Annotated in this window: 17 protein-coding genes and 1 tRNA gene; 9 read left to right on the forward strand and 9 right to left on the reverse strand. The window is 65.5% G+C overall.

The window, feature by feature from the left end:
- Window positions 1–139 precede the first annotated feature (139 nt).
- Window positions 140–643 (forward strand): SRPBCC family protein, encoded by a 504-nt coding sequence (locus tag QRN53_RS13665; RefSeq protein WP_285244382.1) that lies wholly within the window; start codon window positions 140–142, stop codon window positions 641–643.
- On the opposite strand, the gene QRN53_RS13670 is transcribed toward QRN53_RS13665, so the two are convergent.
- Together QRN53_RS13670 and QRN53_RS13675 are read right to left on the reverse strand one after the other, a co-directional pair.
- On the reverse strand, window positions 640–1,680 hold the full coding sequence (locus tag QRN53_RS13670) for a LacI family DNA-binding transcriptional regulator (RefSeq protein ID WP_285244383.1): 1,041 nt from the start codon (window positions 1,678–1,680) through the stop codon (window positions 640–642). The two genes, QRN53_RS13665 and QRN53_RS13670, sit on opposite strands and share 4 nt — an antisense overlap.
- A 2-nt stretch (window positions 1,681–1,682) precedes the next feature.
- On the reverse strand, window positions 1,683–3,413 hold the full coding sequence (locus QRN53_RS13675) for a glycoside hydrolase family 13 protein (RefSeq protein WP_285244384.1): 1,731 nt from the start codon (window positions 3,411–3,413) through the stop codon (window positions 1,683–1,685).
- Window positions 3,414–3,603: 190 nt separating this feature from the next.
- On the opposite strand from QRN53_RS13675, the gene QRN53_RS13680 reads away from it, so the two are divergent.
- Window positions 3,604–4,974 (forward strand): FAD-binding oxidoreductase, encoded by a 1,371-nt coding sequence (locus tag QRN53_RS13680; RefSeq protein WP_285244385.1) that lies wholly within the window; start codon window positions 3,604–3,606, stop codon window positions 4,972–4,974.
- A gap of 3 nt (window positions 4,975–4,977) precedes the next feature.
- Here QRN53_RS13680 and QRN53_RS13685 read toward each other — a convergent pair whose 3' ends face one another.
- From QRN53_RS13685 to QRN53_RS13700, 4 genes are all read right to left on the reverse strand, one after another.
- Window positions 4,978–6,396 carry a DUF4032 domain-containing protein gene (locus QRN53_RS13685; protein ID WP_285244386.1) on the reverse strand — a complete coding sequence of 473 codons (1,419 nt, stop codon included), beginning with the start codon at window positions 6,394–6,396 and terminating at the stop codon, window positions 4,978–4,980.
- A gap of 138 nt (window positions 6,397–6,534) precedes the next feature.
- Window positions 6,535–7,617, reverse strand: a complete 1,083-nt coding sequence (locus QRN53_RS13690; RefSeq protein ID WP_110544020.1) for an ABC transporter ATP-binding protein — start codon at window positions 7,615–7,617, stop codon at window positions 6,535–6,537.
- A gap of 218 nt (window positions 7,618–7,835) precedes the next feature.
- Complete coding sequence (gene otsB, locus QRN53_RS13695) at window positions 7,836–8,672, reverse strand: trehalose-phosphatase (RefSeq protein ID WP_285244387.1); 837 nt, start codon at window positions 8,670–8,672, stop codon at window positions 7,836–7,838.
- The gene (locus tag QRN53_RS13700; protein WP_285244388.1) at window positions 8,662–10,158 is read right to left on the reverse strand and encodes an alpha,alpha-trehalose-phosphate synthase (UDP-forming); all 1,497 of its coding nucleotides are present in this window, start codon (window positions 10,156–10,158) and stop codon (window positions 8,662–8,664) included. The genes otsB and QRN53_RS13700 overlap by 11 nt, the downstream gene beginning before the upstream one ends.
- 178 nt (window positions 10,159–10,336) lie before the next feature.
- On the opposite strand from QRN53_RS13700, the gene QRN53_RS13705 reads away from it, so the two are divergent.
- The 5 genes from QRN53_RS13705 (at window position 10,337) to QRN53_RS13725 (ending at window position 15,546) form a co-directional block, all read left to right on the forward strand.
- Window positions 10,337–11,224 (forward strand): DsbA family protein, encoded by an 888-nt coding sequence (locus QRN53_RS13705; protein ID WP_285244389.1) that lies wholly within the window; start codon window positions 10,337–10,339, stop codon window positions 11,222–11,224.
- A gap of 151 nt (window positions 11,225–11,375) precedes the next feature.
- A tRNA-Thr gene (locus QRN53_RS13710) sits at window positions 11,376–11,449 on the forward strand.
- A 119-nt stretch (window positions 11,450–11,568) separates the two neighbouring features.
- On the forward strand, window positions 11,569–11,994 hold the full coding sequence (locus QRN53_RS13715) for a ChaB family protein (protein WP_285244390.1): 426 nt from the start codon (window positions 11,569–11,571) through the stop codon (window positions 11,992–11,994).
- A gap of 84 nt (window positions 11,995–12,078) precedes the next feature.
- Window positions 12,079–14,250 (forward strand): elongation factor G-like protein EF-G2, encoded by a 2,172-nt coding sequence (locus QRN53_RS13720; protein WP_285244391.1) that lies wholly within the window; start codon window positions 12,079–12,081, stop codon window positions 14,248–14,250.
- A gap of 42 nt (window positions 14,251–14,292) precedes the next feature.
- Complete coding sequence (locus QRN53_RS13725) at window positions 14,293–15,546, forward strand: MFS transporter (protein ID WP_285244392.1); 1,254 nt, start codon at window positions 14,293–14,295, stop codon at window positions 15,544–15,546.
- 115 nt (window positions 15,547–15,661) lie between these two features.
- On the opposite strand, the gene mmsB is transcribed toward QRN53_RS13725, so the two are convergent.
- From mmsB to chvE, 3 genes are all read right to left on the reverse strand, one after another.
- Complete coding sequence (gene mmsB / locus QRN53_RS13730) at window positions 15,662–16,942, reverse strand: multiple monosaccharide ABC transporter permease (RefSeq protein ID WP_285244393.1); 1,281 nt, start codon at window positions 16,940–16,942, stop codon at window positions 15,662–15,664.
- Between the two features lie 4 nt (window positions 16,943–16,946).
- Window positions 16,947–18,476 carry a multiple monosaccharide ABC transporter ATP-binding protein gene (mmsA, locus tag QRN53_RS13735; protein ID WP_285244394.1) on the reverse strand — a complete coding sequence of 510 codons (1,530 nt, stop codon included), beginning with the start codon at window positions 18,474–18,476 and terminating at the stop codon, window positions 16,947–16,949.
- A 107-nt stretch (window positions 18,477–18,583) separates the two neighbouring features.
- Window positions 18,584–19,711, reverse strand: coding sequence for a multiple monosaccharide ABC transporter substrate-binding protein (gene chvE / locus QRN53_RS13740; RefSeq protein WP_285244395.1), 1,128 nt, complete (start codon window positions 19,709–19,711; stop codon window positions 18,584–18,586).
- Between the two features lie 270 nt (window positions 19,712–19,981).
- On the opposite strand from chvE, the gene araB reads away from it, so the two are divergent.
- On the forward strand, window positions 19,982–21,730 hold the full coding sequence (gene araB, locus QRN53_RS13745; RefSeq protein WP_285244396.1) for a ribulokinase: 1,749 nt from the start codon (window positions 19,982–19,984) through the stop codon (window positions 21,728–21,730).
- On the forward strand, window positions 21,727–22,455 hold the full coding sequence (locus QRN53_RS13750) for an L-ribulose-5-phosphate 4-epimerase (RefSeq protein ID WP_285244397.1): 729 nt from the start codon (window positions 21,727–21,729) through the stop codon (window positions 22,453–22,455). The genes araB and QRN53_RS13750 overlap by 4 nt, the downstream gene beginning before the upstream one ends.
- Window positions 22,456–22,461 lie beyond the last annotated feature (6 nt).

Here is a 22,461-nt window from a genome sequence, read left to right on the forward strand (position 1 = left end):
CCGTCAGTGGGCACTTTCGTGGCCGCCTATGGGCAGTTTTTCATGGCCGCTAACACCCGGGGAACCCGGCAGGAATTGATGGGGCGTCCCCGGGGAACCGGCAGGTGGTGATGGGGCGTCACGGGTAGAGTTATTCCCCATGAGCAGCATCTTCAGCCATGCCCAGGACCCCTTCGAAGCGGAGGCAAATGCCGGCGTCGGCTCCCTGGAACCGGTGGTCACCGCAGTGGTGGTTCCCGGACCCGTGGCCCGGGCATTCGCCGGTTTCACCGACCACGCCCACCTGTGGTGGCCGCTGGAGCCGTATGGCGTCTATGGGGCATCGTCGTACGTCGAATTTGAGGAGAACCTGATCCTCGAGACTGCCGACGACGGACGGTCCAGCATTTGGGGGACCCTTGATGACTGGCAGCCGCCGCTGTCCTTCCACGCCACGTGGCACCCGGGCACCACGGCGATGTGGTCCACCGAACTGCTGGTGGCCTTCCGCGCGGTAGACGACGGGACGGAAGTCCGGGTGGTCCACGACGGCTGGGAGGGCGCCGAGGACCCTGCCGGCGTCCGGGTGCACTACGTCCAGGCGTGGCCCGTGATCCTCGACAAGTACGCCCGGTTCATGGGCGCCCCGGGCGCAGCCGACTAATTGCCGGCCGGCGGTACTGCGGTGCTCGTTCGGATCAGGAACTCTGTGGGATATTCCTGGTCCTGGACGGCTGCGGCCGGCTGACCGCCGTCGGAATCTTTGCCTGCGTTCAGCAACGCCAGGGCGGTGGCGGCGGCCAGGTTGCCTTGCCCGCGCGGATCCTGCTTGATGGTGGTGAGGCCGAACGTCTCGCTGAGTTCGTGCCCGTCAATGCCCACGACAGAGAGGTCCTGGGGAATCTGCAAGCCGAAGTCGCGTGCGGCGAGCATGATGCCCAGGGCCATCTCATCGGACGCAGCGAACACCGCGGTCGGCCGCTCTGTCGCCGTTCCCAGCAGCCGGCGCCCCACCGCATAGGCGCCTTGGATGGTGAAGTCCGCGTTCACCACCCATTCCTCCCGGACAGGCAGTCCTGCCTCAGCCATGGCCGAGGCAAAGCCCTTCTGCCGCAATTTGGGAAGCTTGAAGTCCCTGTTCAACCCCGCGTCCCCGGTGATGTGCGCAATCCGGGTATGGCCAAGCCGGATCAGATGGCTGGTAGCGCCCTTGGCAAGGCCTTCGTCATCGATCCGGATGGTGGAGGCGCCCCGCAGGACACCCCCGATGCCCACAATGGGTCGATGCACGGCGAGGAGTTGGCCGATCTCATCCTCGCGAAGGACCAACGCGACTGCGATCACCGCGTCCAGGCGCTTGCGCAGCAGGAAATCGTTCAGGATGCTGCTGCGCCGCTCAGGTTGCTCGCCCACGTTGTACAGGGTGAGGTCGTACCCGGCATCCAGGAGGGTTTCCGAGACTCCTTCCAGTACTGAGGAGAAATACCAGCGCTGGACGTTGGGCACCACCAGCCCAATGTTGCTGTTGCGCCCCGATGCCAGGCTTGATGCGTGGTAGGACGGAACGAATCCGAGCTCCCTGGCTGCCTCCTGCGCCAGGCGACGGCTTTTCGACGACACATTGGACTTGCCGCTCAGCGCCCGCGAAACGGTGGCCACCGACAGCCCGGCACGCATGGCAACTTCTTTGATGCCCGCCAACGTCAGTCTGCCGTGGCGTCAGGTCCAAGCTGCAACCAGGCAGTCTCCCCGGATGCGAGGGCATGGCCCTCGGATCCCGGCAGGCTGCGAAGGAGTACGTGGCCGTCCGGCATCTCCAGTGGCTCATGGTTCAGGTTCATAAGCACCAGCGTAGTGCCGTTCACGTACCCGAGGGCGGATCCGGTGCACCAGTGCTCGGCCCAGGACAGGGATCCCCGGCCCAGGTCCAGTTCCCGCCGCCGGGCCAGGGCTTCACGGTACAGGGCCAGGTGCGACGACGGTGATTCCGCCTGGACGTCACGGGCGAGTTCCGCGAAGGACGCGGGAATGGGCAGCCAGGGATCGCTCCCGGAGCCGAATCCAAGGTGCCGGTCGTCGGCCCGCCAGGGCAGCGGCACCCGGCAGCCGTCGCGGCCCAGGCGCTGGCCCCCGGTCCGGGCAAACGTCGGGTCCTGCCGCAGGTGGCCAGGGATGTCGATGCCGTCAGGCAGCCCCAGCTCTTCTCCCTGGTAGAGGTAAGCAGCACCGGGCAGCCCCAGCATGAACAGCGAAGCGGCCGCTGCGCGGCGCCGGCCGAGGTCCTCGTCCGGCTGGGGGTCGCTGGTACCGATGCCGTCGCCGTCACGCGGGCCGTGGCCGTTGTAGCCAAACCGGCTGGCATGCCGGACCACGTCGTGGTTTGAGAGCACCCACGTGCTCGGAGCGCCTACGCCGTCAAGGACTGTCAGCGAGTCCGTGATGACCGACCTCAGCCGGTAGACATCCAGTCCGGCGTGGAGGTAGGGGAAGTTGAACGCCTGGTGCATCTCGTCCGGCCTGACCCAGTGGGCCAGGCGGTGGAGGTCCACGCTCGCCTCGGCGCACAGGATCCGGTCCGGGCCGTATTCGTCCAGGATCCGCCGCCACGTCCGGTAAATGTCATGGATGGCGGGTTGGCCGAACATGGGTGCCTCATGCCCCGGAAAGCCGTCGCTGCTGCCGCCGTCGGCGCGGCCACCCCAAGCGGGGAGGCCCGGTGCCTTGACCAGGGCGTGGGCCACGTCCACCCGGAAGCCGGAGACGCCGCGGTCCAGCCAGAACCGAAGTACCCGCTCGAATTCTGCATGGACCGCCGGGTTGTCCCAGTTGAAGTCGGGCTGGGAGGAGTCGAAGAGGTGCAGGTACCACTGGCCCGGCGCGCCGTCTGGTCCTGCCACGCGCGTCCACGCAGGACCGCCGAAGTGTGATTGCCAGTTGTTCGGTGGCTCCTGGCCGTCCGGGCCGGTCCCGTCACGGAAGATGAACATGTCGCGTTCGGGGCTCCCGGCGGGTGCTGCGAGGGCTGCCTGGAAGGCCGGGTGCTGGTCCGAGCAGTGGTTGGGTACCAAGTCCACGATGACCCGGAGCCCGAGCCGGTGGGATTCTGCCATCATGACGTCGAAGTCGCCCAGGGTGCCGAAGATCGGGTCCACATCGCAGTAGTCGCTGACGTCGTAGCCTGCGTCGCGCTGCGGTGACCGGTAGAAGGGCGAGAGCCAGACGGCGTCGACGCCCAGGTCCGCCAGATGCGGCAGCTCCTCAGTGATCCCCGCCAGGTCCCCCACACCGTCGCCGTTCAGATCACGGAACGAACGAGGATAGACCTGGTAGATCACGGCGGACCGCCACCAGCCGGGGATGGCGTCAGCGGCGTGGATGAGCGTCAAAGGGCCGGCAACGCTCGCAGTGTCCTGGGTCACAGTTTCGACAGACATGAAGAAAGCATAGCCGCCGCAGACGAATTAACTGAAAACGCTTCCATCCCCGGTATATGGCCTGTTCAAGAGCCTGGTGGCGCGTAACACCGGAGATTATGGAAGCGATTGCAGAGTAGAAGCTGCCGCGGGTTCCCGGCCGACGGAAACTAGACTTGGTGGACGTGTCCGACGACGGGTGGAGGGCTTTGTGGGAAGCATCGTTGATGAAATCGAGGCCAGGCTGGGGCCGGGACGGGTGGACCGTGGCGAGGCCGCGCTTCACCGCTACGCCATCGACCAGGCGCCCGTCATCGACTTCCAGCTTCCGCTCGCCGTCGTATTCCCTGAGTCGGTGGCAGATGTCCAGGCGGTGGTGCGGGCCTGCTCAGCCGGGGGAGTGGCGATCGTACCGCGCGGCGCCGGGACGGGGGTGTCCGGCGGTGCCCACGCAACCCGGAACTGCATTGTCCTCTCGCTGGAGCGGATGGACCGGATCCTCGCCCTGAACCCGGACGACGAAACGGCTGTGGTGGAGCCCGGCGTCGTGAACGCCGTCCTCAATGAGGCCGCCGCGGTGCATGGCCTCATGTACGCCCCGGACCCCGCGAGTTTCCGCAGCTCCACTATCGGCGGAAACGTGGCCACGAACGCCGGCGGCCTGCGGTGCGCCAAGTATGGGGTCACCAGGGACTCGGTCCTGGCCCTGGACGTCGTGCTGGCTGACGGGTCCCTGGTCCACACAGGCCACCAGACCTTCAAAGGCGTGGCCGGCTACGACCTCACCGGACTCTTCGTGGGATCCGAAGGCACCCTGGGGATCGTCGTCGGAATCACGGTGCGGCTGAAGTACCTGCCCCGGGAAACGCACACCGTCGCCGCCTTCTACCCGGACTTCAGGCTTGCCGCCGCCGGCGTCCTGGCCGTGGGAAGAGCCCGCGTCCAGCCCGCCATCATGGAACTGCTCGACGGCGGTACGCTGGCCCAGCTCGACGACATCCATGGGTCCGACCTCACCGCCCGCGGGAGATCGCTGCTGCTGGTCCAGACCGACGGGTTTGGGGCAGCCGCCGAAGCTGCGGTGGTGCGGCAGGTCCTGCGCGACGGCGGAGCCACGGTCACCACAGAGGCCAGCGCCGAAGCTGAGCGGCTGGTAGAGCTCCGACGGCACAGCCGCGGTACGGAGGTGGACGACGAGTACCGCGTCGGCGAAGACGTGGCCGTCCCGCGCTCCCGCCTGGTGGACTACGTCGCCGCGCTGGAGGGCATGGCCGCCGCGCAGCAGGTGCACCTCAAAGTGGTGGCACACGCAGGCGACGGAAACCTGCATCCCACCTTCTGGATCGACCGGCACGGTGGCAGTGTTGACGCCGGTGCCATGGAACGCCTCCAGGCTGCCCTGGACGAGTCCATCACGGCGGCGTTGGCCATGGGCGGCACCATCACCGGGGAGCACGGCATAGGCCAGTACAAACTGCGCTGGCTGGGCCTGGAACAGCCGGAGCCAGTCCGGGATCTTCAGCGCAGGATCAAGGAACTGTTCGATCCTGCGGGAATCCTGAACCCCGGCAAGGCAATCTAGGGCTTAGTCGTCCGAGTCCGGGTATTCGTCGTCGGACCCATCCGCACCATAGCGGGACTCCTCGTTTTCCACCTCAAGGATCTTCAACAGCTCGGTGTCCGGGTTGAGCATGATCGCTGCCTCGTCCCGCCGGTGCCGGAGGATCGAGTCGATGTAGGACTGCACGGCCTCGGCCAGCGGGATGTGGCGTTCCTGCTTTTCCGACATGTACCAGCGGTGTTCCAGGACTTCATGGACCACCTCGGCGTGCTCCAGCTTGCCGGAGAGATCGCGCGGGATGGAGCGGACAATGGGCTCGAAGATCTGGCTGACCCACAGGTGGGCGCTGTATTCCTCGTCCATCTCCGGATTGTTGTCCGCCCGGAAGGAGTCCATGTCATTGAGGAGCCGGCGGGCCTGGTTCTCCTGGGCGTCCAGGCCGGTAAGCCGCAGCAGCCGGCGCTGGTGATGCCCGGCGTCGACCACTTTGGGCTGCAGCTGGATGGTGGCGCCGTTCTGCGTGGTCTTGATGGCGTACTCCTCGACGTCGAAGCCGAGTTCGTTCAGGCGCCGGATGCGGGCCCCCACCCGCCAGCGTTCGCCGAGCTCGAAAGATTCCTTCTCGGTCAGCTCCGCCCACAGCCGCCGGTAGCTGTCCATGATCAGCTCACTGGTGGCCACCGGGTCCACCTTCTCCTCGATCAGCCCGCCATCGAGCAGGTCCATCAGCTCGCCGGCGATGTTCACCCGGGCTATCTCAAGGTCGTATTCGCGCTGGCCGGTGGACAGGTCCGGGTAAAGCTCGCCGGTTTCAGCATCCACCAGGTACGCGGCGAAAGCGCCGGCATCACGGCGGAACAGCGTATTGGACAGCGAGACATCGCCCCAGTAAAAGCCGATGAGGTGCAGCCGCACCATCAGGAGGGCCTGGGCGTCGATGAGGCGGGTCAGCGTGTCCTTGCGCAGCATCTGGGAGAACAGCGCGCGGTACGGCATGGAAAACTTCAGGTGGCGCGTCACCAGGACCGGGTTGAGCGGGCGGCCGTCCGGGGTGGTGCGTCCGGTAATCACGGCCACGGGCTCCACGCAGGGGACGTCCAGCCGGGCCAGTTTGCGGAGCATGTGGTATTCGTGGCGCGCCACGTGCTCTGACGTCTCCTTGATGGCGATGACCGAGCCGCCGAGGTGGGCGAAGCGCACGATATGCCGGGAGATCCCGCGGGGAAGCGCTGCCAGGTACTGGGCGGGCCATTCCTCCAGGGCGATATGCCACGGCAGGTCCAGCAGCTCAGGGTCCGCCGCCGCGGCCGTGATGTTCAGCGACGACGCCACCGAGGCCGCCTTGTTGTCATCGGCGCTGGCCGCCACGAACCGCGGCAGTTTGCCGATCTGCGCGTAGTCGGTGGGTTCGTCGTGCCACTGGGCGCTGTTTTCCTCGGTCATGGGTCAATTCTCCCGTACGCGGGGCAAGGACGATAATTCTTCGTTAAAGCCCAACGGCGGCCCGCACCGTGGTGAAAGGGTGCGGGCCGCCGTCGGTCAGGCAGGGATTGAGCGAGGCTCAACCACCGGCGCCGGGGATCAGTCGCCCAGGCGCAGGCCGGTCTTCGTGTCGAACAGGTGCACGTGGCCGGACTGCGGGCGGACGTAGATGACCTCGCCCTTCATCGGGGGACGGCGGCCGTCGACGCGGGCCACGATGTCGTGGTCCTTGCCGTCAAGCGTGGTGTGTCCGTAGACGTAGGCGTCTGCGCCGAGTTCTTCGACGACGTCGACCTCAACCTTCAGGCCCTCACCGTGCGGTGCGGTTTCAAGGTCTTCGGGACGGGAACCAAGGGTGACCGTGGAGCCGTGCGCTCCTTCGAGGACGTCGCGCGGCACGGGGTAAACGGTGCCGCCGAACTGCACGCCGCCGTCGACAACCGGGAGCTCCAGCAGGTTCATGGCAGGGGAGCCGATGAAGCCCGCAACGAAGACGTTCTTGGGGCGGTCGTAGAGGTTGCGCGGGGTGTCAACCTGCTGCAGCAGGCCGTCCTTCAACACTGCCACGCGGTCGCCCATGGTCATGGCCTCGACCTGGTCGTGGGTCACGTAGACGGTGGTGACGCCCAGGCGGCGGGTCAGCGATGCGATCTGGGTGCGGGTCTGGACACGGAGCTTCGCATCCAGGTTGGACAGCGGCTCATCCATCAGGAAGACCTGCGGGTTACGGACGATTGCACGACCCATGGCAACGCGCTGGCGCTGGCCACCGGAGAGAGCCTTCGGCTTGCGGTCCAGGTACTGCTCGAGGTCAAGGAGCTTGGCGGCTTCACGGACGCGCTCAGCGCGCTCTTCCTTGGAGACGCCGGCGATCTTGAGGGCGAAGCCCATGTTGTCAGCCACAGTCATGTGCGGGTACAGCGCGTAGTTCTGGAAGACCATCGCGATGTCGCGGTCCTTCGGCGGCACATCGGTGACGTCGCGGTCACCAATGAGGATGCGGCCTGCGTTGACGTCCTCGAGGCCTGCGAGCATGCGCAGCGAGGTGGACTTACCGCAACCGGAGGGTCCAACGAGGACCAGGAATTCGCCATCGGCGATGTCGATGTTGAGCTTATCGACGGCGGGCTTATCTGTGCCCGGGTACAGACGCGTAGCGTTATCAAAAGTAACTGTAGCCACAGTTATCAATCCCTTCACCGGCAGGTACGTGCCGGACGATCCATTGTGAATGGTTCATGTTTATTCAGTTGTGTTCCAGCAAAGTGCTCCGGGACGTTCCCCGGAGCGCTCAATGACGCCGCACGGTTTTTGTGCGCCACATCACACAAAGAGTATGCCAGATCGGGCTTCTTTTTGCGGAAATGTTACAAAGGTCACTTGCGGTGTTGGTCACTTTCCTAGTCGGAGGCGGCCTCAGGATCTTCCTCGGCCACCCTGATGCTCCGCTCCTGCAACAGCACCTCCAACAGTTCGGCGATGTGCACGGGTGATTCCACCCGGTACTGGGCCTGGGTGAAATCAAAGCCCACCTTGACCCCCACGTCGCCCGGCTCCAACCGGCCGAATGCGTCCTCGTCCGTCACGTCGTCCCCGGCGAACAGGACGGCGGTGGCGCCGGTGGCCTGCCGGAGGAAGGCGATGCCTTCGCCCTTGGACGCGTGGACCACCGAGGTCTCCAGGACACGCTTGCCCTCCTTCAGGAACACCCCCTTGCGGTCCTGCAGCGACGCGCGGGCGGCCGCAACGGCGTCCTCGGCGACATCGTCGTCAGCCTGGCGGGTGTGGAGGACCACCCCGGCGGGCTTGTCTTCAAGGGAAGTTCCGGGAGCCTCGGCCACGATCTCAGCCAGCACCGACCGAACCTCGGCCAGAAGCGCTTTCTGGTCCTCCTCCAGTGCCAACTCCGTGGAACCGGGGCCCAGCCACGCTTCGGCGCCGTGGCTTCCGATCAGGAGGGTATCCACCGGCGGGGACGCAACCTCCCGGAGGCTGGCGAGGGCGCGGCCGGAGATGAGTGCCGTCGTCGTTCGTGGAAGCACCGCCAGGCCCGCGAAGGCTGCTGCCGAGCGCGGGAGCGGCCTCGCGTCATGCGCGCTGTCCACGATGGGTGCCATGGTGCCGTCGAAATCCATGGCCACCAGCAGCTGCCCGGTGTCGGCGATCCGTCGCAGGGCCTCCCGCAGCTCGGGGGCCAGTGTCAGCGGCCGCTTGGTGCGGTGGCCGTCAGGAGTCATCGCGGACCACCTTTTCGTTCAGGGCGCGCAGGAAGTCCGCTGACCAGTGGTCCACGTCGTGGTCCAGGATCTGCTTGCGCATGGCCCGCATGCGGCGCGAGGCTTCCCTCGGGGTGAGCTCCACGGCGGTCATGATGGTGTTCTTGAGGCCGGCGATATCGTGCGGATTGATCAGCAGCGCTTGCTTCAGCTGGTCGGCCGCTCCGGCGAATTCGCTCAGGACCAGTGCGCCGTCGTTGTTGTTCCGGGCCGTTACGTATTCCTTGGCCACCAGGTTCATTCCGTCGCGCAGCGCGGTGACCAGCATGACGTCCGCGGCCAGGTAAAGCGCCACCATCTCCTCCACCGGGTAGCTGTGGTGCAGGTAGCGGACCGCGGTGTTCTCCAGGGTGTCGTAGGTGCCGTTGATGTGGCCGACCGTGCCTTCCACTTCCTCGCGCAGGAGCCGGTACTGTTCCACGCGCTCCCGGCTGGGGGAGGCAACCTGGATGAGGGTTGCATCGCCCACCGTGAGCCGGCCGTCCGCCAGGAGCTCCTCGAACGCCTTCAGGCGGTGGCGGATGCCCTTGGTGTAATCCAGGCGGTCCACTCCCAGCAGGATGGTCTTGGGGTTGCCCAGGTCCTGCCGGATCTGCCGGGCCCGCTCAATGATTTCCGGCCTGGCCGCCAGCTCGGTGATCTGCTTGACATCGATGGAGATGGGGAAGGCCTGCGCCCTGGCGATGTGGGTGATTTGGCCGTCCTGGCCTTTGACGTGTACCTGCTGCTGCTTGACGCTGGCACCGAGGAAACGGCGGGCCGAGCGCATAAAGTTTCCCGCGTCGCTGGGCCGCTGGAAGCCCACCAGGTCCGCGCCCAGCAGCCCGTCGATGATGGCTTGGCGCCAGGGGAGCTGGGCAAAGATCTCCGGCGGCGGGAACGGAATGTGGTTGAAGAAGCCGATCCGCAGGTCCGGGCGTGCTTCACGGAGCAACCGGGGGACCAGCTGCAACTGGTAGTCCTGCACCCACACGGTGGCACCCTGGTCCGCGTGGCGCACCACTGCGTCGGCGAACCGGCGATTAACCCTGCGGTAGGCGTCCCACCAGGTTCGGTGGAACTCCGGCGGGGCGATGACATCGTGGTACAGCGGCCAAAGACTGGCGTTGGAGAACCCTTCGTAGTACAGCTCCACGTCATCGGTGCTGAGCTGGACCGGAACAAGGTCCATGCCGCCGTGGCTGAACGGCTCGACCGTCTCGTCAGGAGCGCCGTGCCAGCCGACCCATGCTCCGTCCGTCTTGGTCATCATCGGCGCCAGCGCAGTCACCAGGCCGCCGGGCGAACGGCGCCAGCCTGAGCCGTCGTCACCGCCGTCGGCCACCCGGTCAACCGGCAGCCTGTTCGAGACCACCATGAAGTCGTACTTCGTGTGCGCGGCATGGCCGGAATCGGTGCCTGCGGCTTCCGCCGTGCCGGCGGGTTTTTCCTGGACGGGTGTTTGCATTGCGGCCCCCTGGGGTTGCTTGTGCCTCTAAGCCACACTAGTCGGACGGAATCATCGGAGCCATTCGTCCGTTGGTCAACCCGGAGGAATGGTTGAAACCGCAAGCTCTAAGTTTTCTCCCCTAAAATGTAGGGGTGCCACCCAGTGGTCCCCCTTCGTCGACCGACCCAAGGAATTCATGAGCCCCGCAAACGAAGTACGTAAGTCCAAGGCTGAGCGAACCGCGGAGGCGCGGGAAAAGGCGCGCCTGATCCGGGAAGCACAGGTAAAAAAGGACAAGCGCAACAAGCTGCTGATCGGCTGGGGAATTGTCGCGGCTGTGGTGGCCATCCTGGTGGTGGTGGCCCTGGTGGTCACCAGCAGCCTGAAGCAGAACGCCCCGGTTGCGGACCAGGGGCCCACGCCGGCCAACGCCAACATCCATGGCGGCGTTACCCTGCTTGCCAACTCGGATGTGGCCAAGAGCGACCCTGCAACGGTGGACGCCAACTCCGTGGGCGATGCACCGAAGACTCCGCCGGCAGAGGTAGTTGCACCGGGTGCGGAGGCCGAAGCCGGCAAGCCGGTCAAGGTGGTCCTCTACGTCGACTTCATCTGCCCCATCTGCAAGAACTTCGAAACGCAGTACAACGACCAGCTCACGTCCCTGCGCAACGACGGCAAGATTACCGTCGAGTACCGGCCGCTGGGCTTCCTGGACAGCCGCTCCTCCACCAACTACTCGTCCCGGGCGGCCAACGCGGCAGCGTGCGTGGCCAATACGGCTCCGGAGAAATACGCCGACTACTTTAACGCCCTGTACGCCCAGCAGCCCGCTGAAGGCAGTGCGGGCCTCTCGGACAACGACTTGAAGAAGATTGCCTCCGACATGGGGGCCAACATCGGTTCCTGTGTTGATGACAAGACTTACCGCCCTTACGTGAAGTATGTAACGAAGGAAGCCTCGGCCATCGGGGTCAGCGGGACGCCCACCGTCTTCGTTGACGGCAAGCAGTGGGGTAAGGGAGACAGCGCCCAGACCCCGTTCCCGGACTTCCTGCAGGCAGCAATCACCGCCAAGGGCTAAAGGCCAGGACCCCGCGAAAGGGCCCGTTCCGGAACGTATGCGGGGCGGGCCCTTTCCGCGTCCGGCGCCAGCGTGAGCGGCGTTTTTACCCCCGGCGGGAGTTGGGCTAACCTTATCTAGCGCCTTGACGGCGCGGGCCCCAAGGGGCCACGCCTCCTTAGCTCAGTTGGCCAGAGCACCGCTCTTGTAAAGCGGGGGTCGTCGGTTCGAATCCGACAGGGGGCTCCGGTGCGACGGCCCCGGCGTGCGGTTCCACGAACCCGCGCCGGGGCCTTTTGCTGTCCCCGGACTAAGCTGGACCCATCCCAATGCTCAGCATGCTGACTACCAGGAGGATGGGTGCCATGCCCAAGACAGGCAAGAACGACCACGCCCGCAAGGACGAAATCCCTTCGACGTTGCAGCGGTCGGGGCAAAAGGCCCAAGACACGTTCGCCAAGACCTACGATTCGGCCCTTGAGTCCTATGGCGACGACGAGGAGCGGGCGGCCCGCACGGCCTACGCGTCCCTGAAACACGGCTACGAAAAGGTGGGGGACCACTGGGAACCCAAGGAAAAACGCGGTCCATCGGACAAACACGCCGAACAGGGCGGCCGCTCACCTGAACCCACTGCCGGTGGCGTGGACGCCAACGCCTCCAAGGCGCACCTCTATCAACTGGCCAAGGAACTGGACGTCAAGGGCCGCTCGACGATGGACAAGGGCCAACTGGTGGAGGCACTCCAAAAGGCAAACACCAAGGCAACCCGCAAAGCCCGCAGCAAATAGCCTGCACCCTTGCCGTCCCGCCGCCCAAGGTGTCGAATCAGAGGGTACGTCCGGTCCGGCCGGGAATGATGCCAGGAGGTTCCCATGTCGGTGAAGAGCACCAAGGAGTCAGTGCGGGCGGCGGCCGGCAAGAACGGCCCCGATGCCCGTCGCGCCGATCAAAACGCCGGCATCGCCGCCTCGGACCCCGGGCAAATCCGCAACGTGGCCCTGGTAGGGCACTCCGGCGCCGGAAAGACGATGCTGATTGAGGCGCTGCTCGCTGCCAACGGCATGATCACCCGCAAAGGCTCCATCGTGGACGGAACAACGGTCAGCGATTCCGACCCAGCGGCCGTGCACCAGCAGCGGTCGGTCACGCTGTCCCTGGTGCCGCTGATGGTGGACGACGTCAAAGTGAACCTGATGGACACCCCGGGCTACCCGGACTTCATCGGGGAGTTGCGGGCCGGGCTGCGCGCCTCCGATGCTGCCCTGTTCGTGGTCTCCGCGGTGGACGGCATCGATGCCACCACCACCGCGCTGTGGGCCGAGTGCGAACACGTGAGGCTGCCGCGCGCCGTCGTGATCACCCGGATGGATCATCCGCGCGCAGATTATGAGCGGACCCTGGCAGCCTGCCAACAAGCGTTCGGCGACGGCGTCCTGCCGCTGTGCATGCCACTGCAGGGGGACGGCAACGGCGCCGGGTTGCTTGGCCTGCTCTCCGGCGAGGTCACCGACTACTCGTCCGGTGACACCTCGCCTGCAACCCGCCCCGCCGACCCTGCCGAGCTCGCGGCGGCCGGTCCGGCCCGCGGCACCCTTATCGAGGGAATCATCGCCGAAAGCGAAGACGAGACACTCATGGACCGCTACCTGGACGGTGGGGACGTCGAGCCCGCAGCGCTCGCAACCGACCTGGAAACCGCCGTCGCCCGCGGCTCATTCTTTCCCGTGCTGCCCACGTCCGCTGTCACAGGACTCGGCACCGCCGAGCTGCTGGAGCTGCTGGTCCGCGCTTTCCCGCCGCCGGGGGAGCGCAGCCTGCCGGACCTGACCGACCTCGCAGGAGCGCCGGCCGGAACCCTCTCCTGCGACCCGTCAGGTCCGCTTGCCGCGGAGGTGGTACGGACATCCAACGATCCCTTCCTGGGCCGCATCTGCCTGGTCCGTGTCTTCTCCGGGACCCTGCGTGAAGATTCACCCGTCCACGTTGGCGGCCACGGCCTGGCCGACCGGGGCCACCAGGACCACGACACAGACGAACGCGTAACCCACATCTATTCGCCGTTGGGTGCAAGCCTGCGCCCCGTCCCCTACTGCGTGGCAGGGGACCTGTGCGCCCTGGCCAAACTGGGGAGCGCCGAGACCGGAGACACCATTTCCGCGCGGGACACCCCGCTGCTGCTCGCCACTTGGGAAATGCCCGAGCCGCTGCTGCCGGTTGCCGTGGTAGCGGACTCCCGCAGTGACGAGGACGCACTGGCCCGCAGCCTCGGCCGGATCGCGGCGGGCGATCCCACCCTGCGGGTGGACCGGAACGCCGAAACGCACCAACTGGTGCTGTGGTGCATGGGTGAGGCGCACGCGGAGGTGGTGCTCGACAGGCTGCGCGAGCAAGGCGTGAAACTCCACACCGTTGACGTGGTGACGCCCCTGCGGGAAACCTTCGCGGCCCCCGCCACAGGCCACGGCCGCCACGTCAAACAATCCGGCGGCCACGGCCAGTACGCCGTGTGCGAGATCGAGGTGGAGCCCCTGGACCGCGGCGCCGGATTCGAGTTCGTGGACAAAACCGTTGGTGGCGTCATTCCGGGAACGTTCATCCCGTCGATCGAGAAGGGCGTCCGGGCGCAGATGGAGCGGGGCGTCACTGCAGGCTTCCCCGTGGTGGACCTGCGGGTGACCGTGGTGGGCGGCAAGGCCCACAGCGTGGATTCATCCGACGCCGCCTTCCAGTCGGCAGGAGCCCTGGCGCTCCGTGAAGCGGCAGCGGCCGGCAAGATCCAGCTGCTCGAACCGGTGTCCGCAGTGGCCATTACCGTGTCGGACGAGCATGTGGGGACAGTGATGAGCGACTTGTCGGCCCGGCGCGGCCGCCTGACCGGCACCAATTCCTCCGGCCAAGGCCTCACCGAGATCAGTGCCGAAGTTCCGGACCAGGAACTCCTGCGCTACGCGGTGGAACTGCGAGCCCTGACCGCCGGCACCGGCAGGTTCCGCCGGCACTACCTGCGCCACGAGCCGGTGCCATCGAATTTCACTCCCTCCTGATCCCGCCCGGGCAGGAAAATCGCCAAGGAACGCCGGCCGCCCGTGAACGCCGCAGCACGAAAAATCCAGAACATCTACCTGACGTTGACGCTGGGCAACACCCTCGCGGCGTCTTTCATCTGGGGCATCAACACACTTTTCCTGCTCGACGCCGGCCTGAACAACTTTGAGGCTTTCGCGGCGAACGCTTTCTTCACGGCCGGAATGGTGCTCTTCGAAGTACCTACAGGGGTGGTCGCGGACAGTTGGGGGCGCCGGGTGTCCTTCCTGCTGGGGACCGTCACCCTGGCCGGGTCCACCTTCCTCTACTACCTGCTCTGGCAGGTGTCCGCGCCGTTCTGGTGGTGGGCGGCCGTCTCCGCGCTGCTGGGGCTCGGCTTCACCTTCTTCTCCGGCGCAGTGGAGGCCTGGTTGGTGGACGCCCTGCACTTCACCGAATATGAGGGCAGCCTTGAGGCAGTCCTGGGCCGCGGCCAGATGGTTTCCGGCATCGCCATGCTGGGCGGTTCGGTGGCAGGCGGGGTGATCGCACAGGCCACCAACTTGGGCGTGCCTTTCCTGCTGCGCGTCGCGGTGCTGGTGGCAATGTTTGCTGTGGCATTCCTTCTCATGCACGACGTCGGCTTCACGCCTGAGCGTTCGGCGCACCCGTTGCAGGCCACCCGGGCAGTCCTTAAGGCTTCGCTCGACGGCGGGCTGCGCAATCCGCCCGTGAGGTACATGATGCTGGCCGCGCCCTTCACCGAAGGCGTGGGCTTCTACGTCTTCTACGCCCTCCAGCCCTACCTCCTGCAGCTCTTCGGCGATCCAAGGGCCTACGCCATCGCGGGCCTGGCCGCGGCCATCGTGGCCGGGGCCGACATTGTGGGCGGCTGGCTGGCACCGCTGGTGCGGAAGCTGGTCCACCGGCGCACCACCGTACTGATCGGCTCCAACATCATCAGCTCGGTGGTCCTGGTGGTGCTGCTGGCAACCCACGTCTTTTGGCTGGCGCTGGTGCTCCTGGCCCTCTGGGCCGTGGTGGCCTCCGCCGGCACCCCGGTCCGCCAGGCTTACCTCAATGACATGATCGCTTCCAAGCAGCGGGCCACCGTCCTCAGCTTTGCCTCGCTCATGGGCTCGAGCGGCGGGGTGGTGGTGCAGCCGCTGCTCGGCAGGGCAGCGGACCTTTACGGTTACCCTGCATCCCTGGCAATGAGCGGCGCCGTGCAGCTGCTGGCGGCGCCATTCATCCTGCTGAGCAGGCGGCGTCGCGCGCCTGCCGATGCCGGGACGGGCCTGGCGGCCGCGCCCTGACCAGGCACGCGGCGCGCAGCCGGCCACACGCAGCGAAGGCCCCTGGCCGTGGACCGCATGGGACCAGGGCCAGGAGCCTTCAAGGAAACTGTCCGCCAGGTGGCCGAAGCCGGTACTACTTGGCGCCTGCCTCCACCGTTTCGCTGGCAACCGGCGTCAGTTTCTCCTCCGCGGGCGGGGGAGTGGTCTTCAACCTGAACCGTTTCCCAAGGTCGCTGCCGCCCCCGCTCCGGTTCTTGTTGAAGATGTCGAAACCGACGGCGACCAAGAGCACCAGGCCCTTGATGAGCTGCTGGTAGTCCGTGCCCAGGCCCAGGATGGACATGCCATTGTTGAGCACACCCATGATGAGTCCGCCGATCATGGCCCCGGCAACAGTGCCGATGCCGCCGGTGACGGCCGCACCGCCAATGAATGCCGCCGCGATCGAATCGAGTTCGAAGCCGGTTCCGCCTGCCGGCTGGGCCGAGTTGAGCCGGGCGGTGAAGACGAGGCCCGCCAAGGCAGCGAGCACGCCCATGTTCACGAAGAGCCGGAACGTCACGGCCTTGGTCTTGATTCCGGAGAGCTCGGCTGCATGCAGGTTGCCGCCGATTGCATAGGTGTGCCGGCCGAACACGCTGTTGTTCATCAGTGCCGTGTACGCGATCACGAGGGCGGCCAGGACCACCAGCACGATCGGCGTGCCCCGGTAGGAGGCCAGCAGGAAGGTGATGATGAGCATGAGCAGGGCCGTGAACGCGGTTTTGATGACGAACCAGACCATGGGTTCGCTTTCGAGGTCGAACTTCCGGCGGATCCGACGTTCCTTCAGGGCCTGGATCAGGAGTGCCACCGTGGCGCCCACGCCAAGGATGACCGTAAGCCATTCCAGTACTGACGTGCCACCGGAAATGTCCGGGAGGAACCCTCCGCCCAAGGCCCGCAGCTCAGCCGGGAACGGCGTGATCTGCTGGTTCTTCAGGGTAATGAGGGTCAGGCCGCGGAAGATCAGCATGCCTGCCAGCGTGACGATGAAGGCAGGGATTCCCACGTAGGCGATCCAGTATCCCTGCCAGGCCCCGACGAGTGCGCCGACCAGCAGGCACGCCGGGATCGCAGCCCACCAGGGCCAGCCCCAGTGCACGATCATGACGCCGGCGACAGCGCCGATGAACCCTGCCACGGAGCCGACGGACAGGTCGATGTGGCCTGCGATGATCACCATCACCATGCCGATGGCCAGGATGAGGATGTAACTGTTCTGGACCACCAGGTTGGTGACATTCTGCGGCTCAAGCAGGATCCCGCCGGTCAGTCCCTGGAACAGGAGGACGATCAGGATCAGGGCAACGAAAATGCCAACTTGGCGGAGACGGCTTGTGAGGAATCCGAGCGATTCTCTTAGGGCTGACATTTCGCTATTCCTTCTCTTTGGTCATGTAGTGCATCAGTGATTCCTGGGTGGCCTCGGCGATGGGCACTTCACCGGTGATGTGGCCGGCGGCGAGGGTGTAGATGCGGTCGCAGATACCCAGGAGTTCGGGAAGTTCCGAGGAAATGACGATGACGGCCTTTCCTTCGGCCGCGAGCCTGGCAATGATCGTGTAGATCTCAAATTTGGCGCCGACGTCGATCCCGCGGGTGGGTTCATCGAGGATGAGGACGTCCGGATCGGAAAACATCCACTTGCTCAGCACCACCTTCTGCTGGTTGCCGCCGGAAAGCTTCCCGGTGATGGCAGCCACCGAGGGCGCCTTGATGTTCATGCTGGTGCGGTAGCCGTTGGCCACCACGGTCTCCTGGTTCTTGTCGACGAAGCCGCGCTTCGCGAGCTTGCGCAGCGATGCCAGCGAGATATTGCGCTTGATGTCCTCGATAAGGTTCAGGCCATAGTGCTTGCGGTCCTCGGTGGCGTAGGCGATGCCGTGCCGGATCGCATCCGAGACCGTGGCCGTGTTGATCTCCTCGCCGTATTTGTAGACCTTGCCCGAGGTGGCGGTGCCATAGGTGCGGCCGAACACGCTCATGGCCAGCTCCGTCCGGCCGGCGCCCATCAGCCCGGCAAGGCCCACTACTTCGCCTTTCCTGACGTGCAGGTTGGCGTTTCTTACCACCATGCGGGCGTGGTCCTGCGGGTGGCGGACGGACCAGTCTTCGATCCGGAGGACTTCCTCGCCGATGTTCGGCTCCCGTTCCGGGTACAGGCTCTCGAGGTCGCGGCCCACCATGCCTCGGATGATCCGTTCCTGGGTGATCTGGCCTTCATCGAGGCGAAGGGTCTCGATGGTCTTGCCGTCCCGGATGATGGTGACGGCGTCAGCCACCTTGCGGATCTCGTTGAGCTTGTGGCTGATGATGATGCTGGTGACGCCTTGTCCCTTCAAATGGAGGATCAGGTCCAGCAGGTGGCCGGAGTCCTCGTCGTTGAGGGCGGCTGTTGGCTCGTCCAGGATGAGCAGCTTCACTTCCTTGGACAACGCCTTGGCGATTTCCACGAGCTGCTGCTTGCCCACACTGATGTGCTGCACGGGAGTGACGGGGTTTTCGTCGAGCCCCACCCGGGCCAGCAGTTTGGCTGCCTCCAGATTGGTCTTCCGCCAGTCCACCCATCCGTTGGTGGCCTGTTCGTTGCCCAGATAGATGTTCTCGGCGATGGAGAGGTACGGGCTCAGCGCCAGTTCCTGGTGGATGATCACGATGCCGCGCTTCTCGCTGTCCGAGATGCTGGAGAAGGTGCAGGGTTCGTTTTCGAAGAGGATTTCCCCGTCGAAGGTGTTGTGCGCATATACGCCGGACAACACCTTCATGAGCGTTGATTTGCCGGCGCCGTTTTCACCGCAGATGGCGTGAACTTCTCCACGGTTCACATCCAGCGTGACATCCTGCAGGGCTTTGACGCCCGGGAACGTCTTGGTGATTCCTCGCATTTGAAGAATGGGTGTTTTCATCGTCAATTCTCACTGACTGGTCGAAAGCTGGGCCTTCCTGCTGCTGCAGGAGGTTGCGGGAGGGGCTGTGGCCGGACGGAGGTCCGGCCACAGCCCCCGGACGCTGACTACTTGACGTCGGAGTCCTTGTAGTAACCCGAGTCGATCAGTTCCTTCTGGTAGTTGTCCTTGGTGATGATCACGGACTTCAGCAGGTAAGCCGGGACAACCTTGACCTTGTTGTTGTAGGTCTTGGTGTCATTGGTTTCCGGTTCCTGGCCCTTCAGGACGGCGTCAACCATCTTGACGGCCTGGGCGCCGAGCTGGCGGGTGTCCTTGAAGATGGTGGAGTACTGCTCGCCGGCAATGATGGACTTCACGGAGCCCTTCTCGGCATCCTGGCCGGTGACCACGGGCAGGGTTCCCTTGGCGTAGCCGCCGGTGCTGGTGAGGGCCGAGATGATGCCGATGGACAGTCCGTCGTACGGGGAGAGGACACCGTTCAGCTTGGTGCCCGAGCTGTAAGCGGAAGTGAGGATGTCCTCCATGCGCTTCTGCGCCACGGGTGCCTGCCAGCGAAGGATCGCGGCCTGCTCAAACTTGGTCTGGCCGCTGGGGACCTTCAGGGTGCCCGCATCCATATACGGCTTGAGGGTGTCCATAGCGCCGGTCCAGAAGAAGTTGGCGTTGTTGTCGTCAGGGCTTCCGGCGAAGAGCTCGATGTTGAACGGACCCTTGCCGTCCACTTTCTTGCCGCTGGCGTCAAGGAGCCCCAGGCCCGTCAGCAGTGAGGTGGCCTGCTGGACGCCGACCGTGTAGTTGTCGAACGTGGTGTAGTAGTCAACGTTCGGGGTGCCGTTGATGAGGCGGTCGTACGCGATGACCTTGACGTTCTGCTCCTTGGCCTTGGCCAGGACATCGGTCAGGGTGGTGCCGTCGATGGCTGCGATGATCAGGGCCTTGGCACCCTTGGTCAGCATGTTTTCGATCTGCGAGACCTGGGTTGGAATGTCGTCGTTGGCGAACTGGAGGTCTGTCTTGTAGCCCAGGTCCTTGAGCGACTTCTCGACGTTGGCGCCATCGGCAATCCAGCGCTCGGACGTCTGTGTGGGCATTGAGATCCCTACCAGCGAGTCGGCGGGCTTGGCCGCACTGCTGGACTCGGTTGCCGCTCCCCGTGAGCCGCAACCGGTGGCTCCCACCGTCAGCGCGAGGACAAGGGCCACCGCGCCCACGATCTTTTTGATTCTCACCATTTTCTCCTTCCGCGGCAGCACTGCCGCGAAGTGTTATTGGACGAGGCAGCAGCGATGCTGCCTGGTCCTGGCCACATTGTTGATGTGTCGGTTCAATATAGACTGATTTGTGAACGCTAACAAGAGGGCGCTATCGATGGCTTGAATCTTGCTTCTGATTCATTGACTTCTTCTTTGTTAGCGTTCACACTTGCTGCAGCGCTTAGCTTGACCTTGACCCCTAGACAACCCCGGCAATGAGGCCCGTGCCTCCCGGGCGGAGGCAACCGAATGCCAGATACACCCTTCAGTTCCAGCCCTGACCATTGCGTCATCGGTGTGGACTACGGAACACTTTCCGGCCGCGCCGTGGTGGTGCGCGTCCGCGACGGCAAGGAACTCGGCAGTGCGGTCCATGCGTACCCGCACGCCGTGGTCACCGACGTCCTGCCACGCGACACAGCAGGCGACGACGGCGCCCGGCTTCCCGGGGAATGGGCGCTCCAGGTGCCCAACGACTACCGGGAGGTCCTGCGGACCGCCGTCCCGGCAGCTATGGCTGACGCGGGGATCGACCCGGCGGACGTCGTCGGTATTGCCACGGACTTCACGGCCTGCACCATGGTGCCCGTCAAGGCCGATGGCACACCGCTGAATGAACTGCCGGGCTACGCCAACCGTCCGCACGCCTACGTGAAGCTCTGGCGCCACCACGCCGCCCAGGGGCAGGCCGACCGGATCAACCGGCTCGCCGCCGAGCGGGGCGAGGACTGGCTTCCGCGCTACGGTGGCCTGATCTCGTCGGAGTGGGAGTTCGCCAAGGGGCTGCAGCTCCTGGAAGAGGACCCCGAGGCCTACTCCGCAATGGACCGTTGGGTGGAGGCGGCGGACTGGATCGTCTGGCAGCTGTGCGGCCGGTATGTCCGTAATGCCTGCACCGCCGGCTACAAGGGCATCTACCAGGACGGCCGCTACCCGTCAGAGGATTTCCTGGCTGCCCTGGATCCGGACTTCAAGGACTTCGTCAGCTCCAAGCTGGCACACACCATCGGACGCCTGGGCGATGCCGCGGGAACGCTCACGGCGGAGGCCGCAGCCTGGACCGGGCTGCCTGAGGGCATCGCCGTGGCGGTGGGAAACGTTGACGCGCACGTGACGGCCCCGGCAGCGAAGGCCGTGGACCCAGGCCAGCTGGTGGCCATCATGGGCACCTCCACCTGCCATGTCATGAACGGCACTGAACTGCGCGAAGTACCGGGAATGTGCGGGGCTGTCGACGGTGGCGTCGTCCCGGGCCTGTGGGGCTATGAGGCAGGACAGTCAGGCGTGGGAGACATTTTTGGCTGGTTCACCACGTACGGGGTCCCGCCCGAGTACCACCAGGCGGCCAAGGCGGCGGGGCTGGGGATCCACGAATACCTCACCGAACTGGCCTCCCGGCAGGCCATCGGAGAGCACGGCCTGATCGCCCTGGACTGGCACTCAGGCAACCGATCGGTCCTGGTGGACCATGAGCTTTCGGGCATCGTGGTGGGCCAGACCCTCGCCACCAGGCCGGAGGACACCTACCGGGCGCTGCTGGAAGCCACCGCGTTCGGTACCCGCACGATTGTTGATGCCTTCCGCGATGCCGGGGTTCCGGTCAAGGAGTTCATCGTGGCCGGCGGCCTCCTGAAGAACAAACTGCTGATGCAGATCTACGCGGACGCCACAGGCCTGCAGCTCTCCACCATCGGCTCCGAGCAGGGCCCGGCCCTGGGGTCGGCGATCCACGCCGCCGTCGCGGCCGGCCACTATGCGGATATCCGCGAAGCGGCCGCCGCCATGGGTGCCGAACCCGGCGAGGTCTACACGCCGATCCCGGAAAACGTGGCCGCGTATGAGGAACTCTTCCAGGAGTACAAAACCCTCCACGACTACTTCGGCCGCGGCAGTAATGACCTAATGCACCGGCTAAAGGCCATCCAGCGACGGGCCGCCAGGGCCGCGGTGCCCGGCACAGCCTCCGCTGTCCCGTCTGCCATGGAGGTGTCCGCATGAGCGTCCGGCAAGGAACAGAAGCCGCAATCCTGGATACGATCGCCCGCATCCGGGAGGAAGTCTGCGCCCTGCACGCTGAGCTGACGCGCTACGAACTGGTGGTGTGGACTGCCGGCAACGTCTCGGCCCGGGTGCCCGGCACCGACCTCATGGTCATCAAACCGTCCGGCGTCAGCTACCAGGACCTTACCCCGGAGCAAATGGTCGTGACCGACCTGCACGGTATGCCTGTGAGGGGCACGAACGTAGGTGGCGGCGGCACCGTCGATTGGGGCAACCCGCCGCTCTCGCCGTCGTCCGACACCGCCGCGCACGCCTACGTCTACCGGCACATGCCCGAGGTGGGCGGTGTGGTGCACACACATTCCACGTACGCCACCGCGTGGGCCGCACGGGGCGAGGCCATTCCCTGCGTGCTCACCATGATGGGCGACGAGTTCGGTGGTTCCATTCCGGTGGGTCCGTTCGCGCTGATCGGCGACGACTCGATCGGCCACGGCATCGTGGAGACCCTGAAGAACTCGAACTCACCGGCGGTCCTGATGCAGAACCACGGCCCTTTCACTATCGGCAAGGATGCCCGGTCCGCCGTGAAGGCCGCCGTGATGTGCGAGGAAGTGGCCCGCACTGTCCATATCTCGCGGCAGCTCGGTGAGCCCCTTCCGATCGAGGACAGCCATATCGAATCGCTCTATGCCCGGTACCAGAACGTCTACGGGCAGTAAGACCCC

It is taken from the genome of Pseudarthrobacter sp. fls2-241-R2A-127, from assembly GCF_030209355.1.
In the GTDB taxonomy this organism is placed as follows: domain Bacteria; phylum Actinomycetota; class Actinomycetes; order Actinomycetales; family Micrococcaceae; genus Arthrobacter.

What these genes read in the sequence shown, in the direction of transcription:
- QRN53_RS13705 (WP_285244389.1), top strand. Translation starts at nt 10,337, where the DNA reads ATGAGCCCCGCAAACGAAGTACGTAAGTCCAAGGCTGAGCGAACCGCG.
- mmsA (WP_285244394.1), bottom strand. Translation starts at nt 18,476, where the DNA reads ATGAAAACACCCATTCTTCAAATGCGAGGAATCACCAAGACGTTCCCG.
- araB (WP_285244396.1), top strand. Translation starts at nt 19,982, where the DNA reads ATGCCAGATACACCCTTCAGTTCCAGCCCTGACCATTGCGTCATCGGT.
- QRN53_RS13665 (WP_285244382.1), top strand. Translation starts at nt 140, where the DNA reads ATGAGCAGCATCTTCAGCCATGCCCAGGACCCCTTCGAAGCGGAGGCA.
- QRN53_RS13700 (WP_285244388.1), bottom strand. Translation starts at nt 10,158, where the DNA reads ATGCAAACACCCGTCCAGGAAAAACCCGCCGGCACGGCGGAAGCCGCA.
- QRN53_RS13685 (WP_285244386.1), bottom strand. Translation starts at nt 6,396, where the DNA reads ATGACCGAGGAAAACAGCGCCCAGTGGCACGACGAACCCACCGACTAC.
- mmsB (WP_285244393.1), bottom strand. Translation starts at nt 16,942, where the DNA reads ATGTCAGCCCTAAGAGAATCGCTCGGATTCCTCACAAGCCGTCTCCGC.
- QRN53_RS13715 (WP_285244390.1), top strand. Translation starts at nt 11,569, where the DNA reads ATGCCCAAGACAGGCAAGAACGACCACGCCCGCAAGGACGAAATCCCT.
- QRN53_RS13750 (WP_285244397.1), top strand. Translation starts at nt 21,727, where the DNA reads ATGAGCGTCCGGCAAGGAACAGAAGCCGCAATCCTGGATACGATCGCC.
- chvE (WP_285244395.1), bottom strand. Translation starts at nt 19,711, where the DNA reads ATGGTGAGAATCAAAAAGATCGTGGGCGCGGTGGCCCTTGTCCTCGCG.
- QRN53_RS13720 (WP_285244391.1), top strand. Translation starts at nt 12,079, where the DNA reads ATGTCGGTGAAGAGCACCAAGGAGTCAGTGCGGGCGGCGGCCGGCAAG.
- QRN53_RS13675 (WP_285244384.1), bottom strand. Translation starts at nt 3,413, where the DNA reads ATGTCTGTCGAAACTGTGACCCAGGACACTGCGAGCGTTGCCGGCCCT.
- otsB (WP_285244387.1), bottom strand. Translation starts at nt 8,672, where the DNA reads ATGACTCCTGACGGCCACCGCACCAAGCGGCCGCTGACACTGGCCCCC.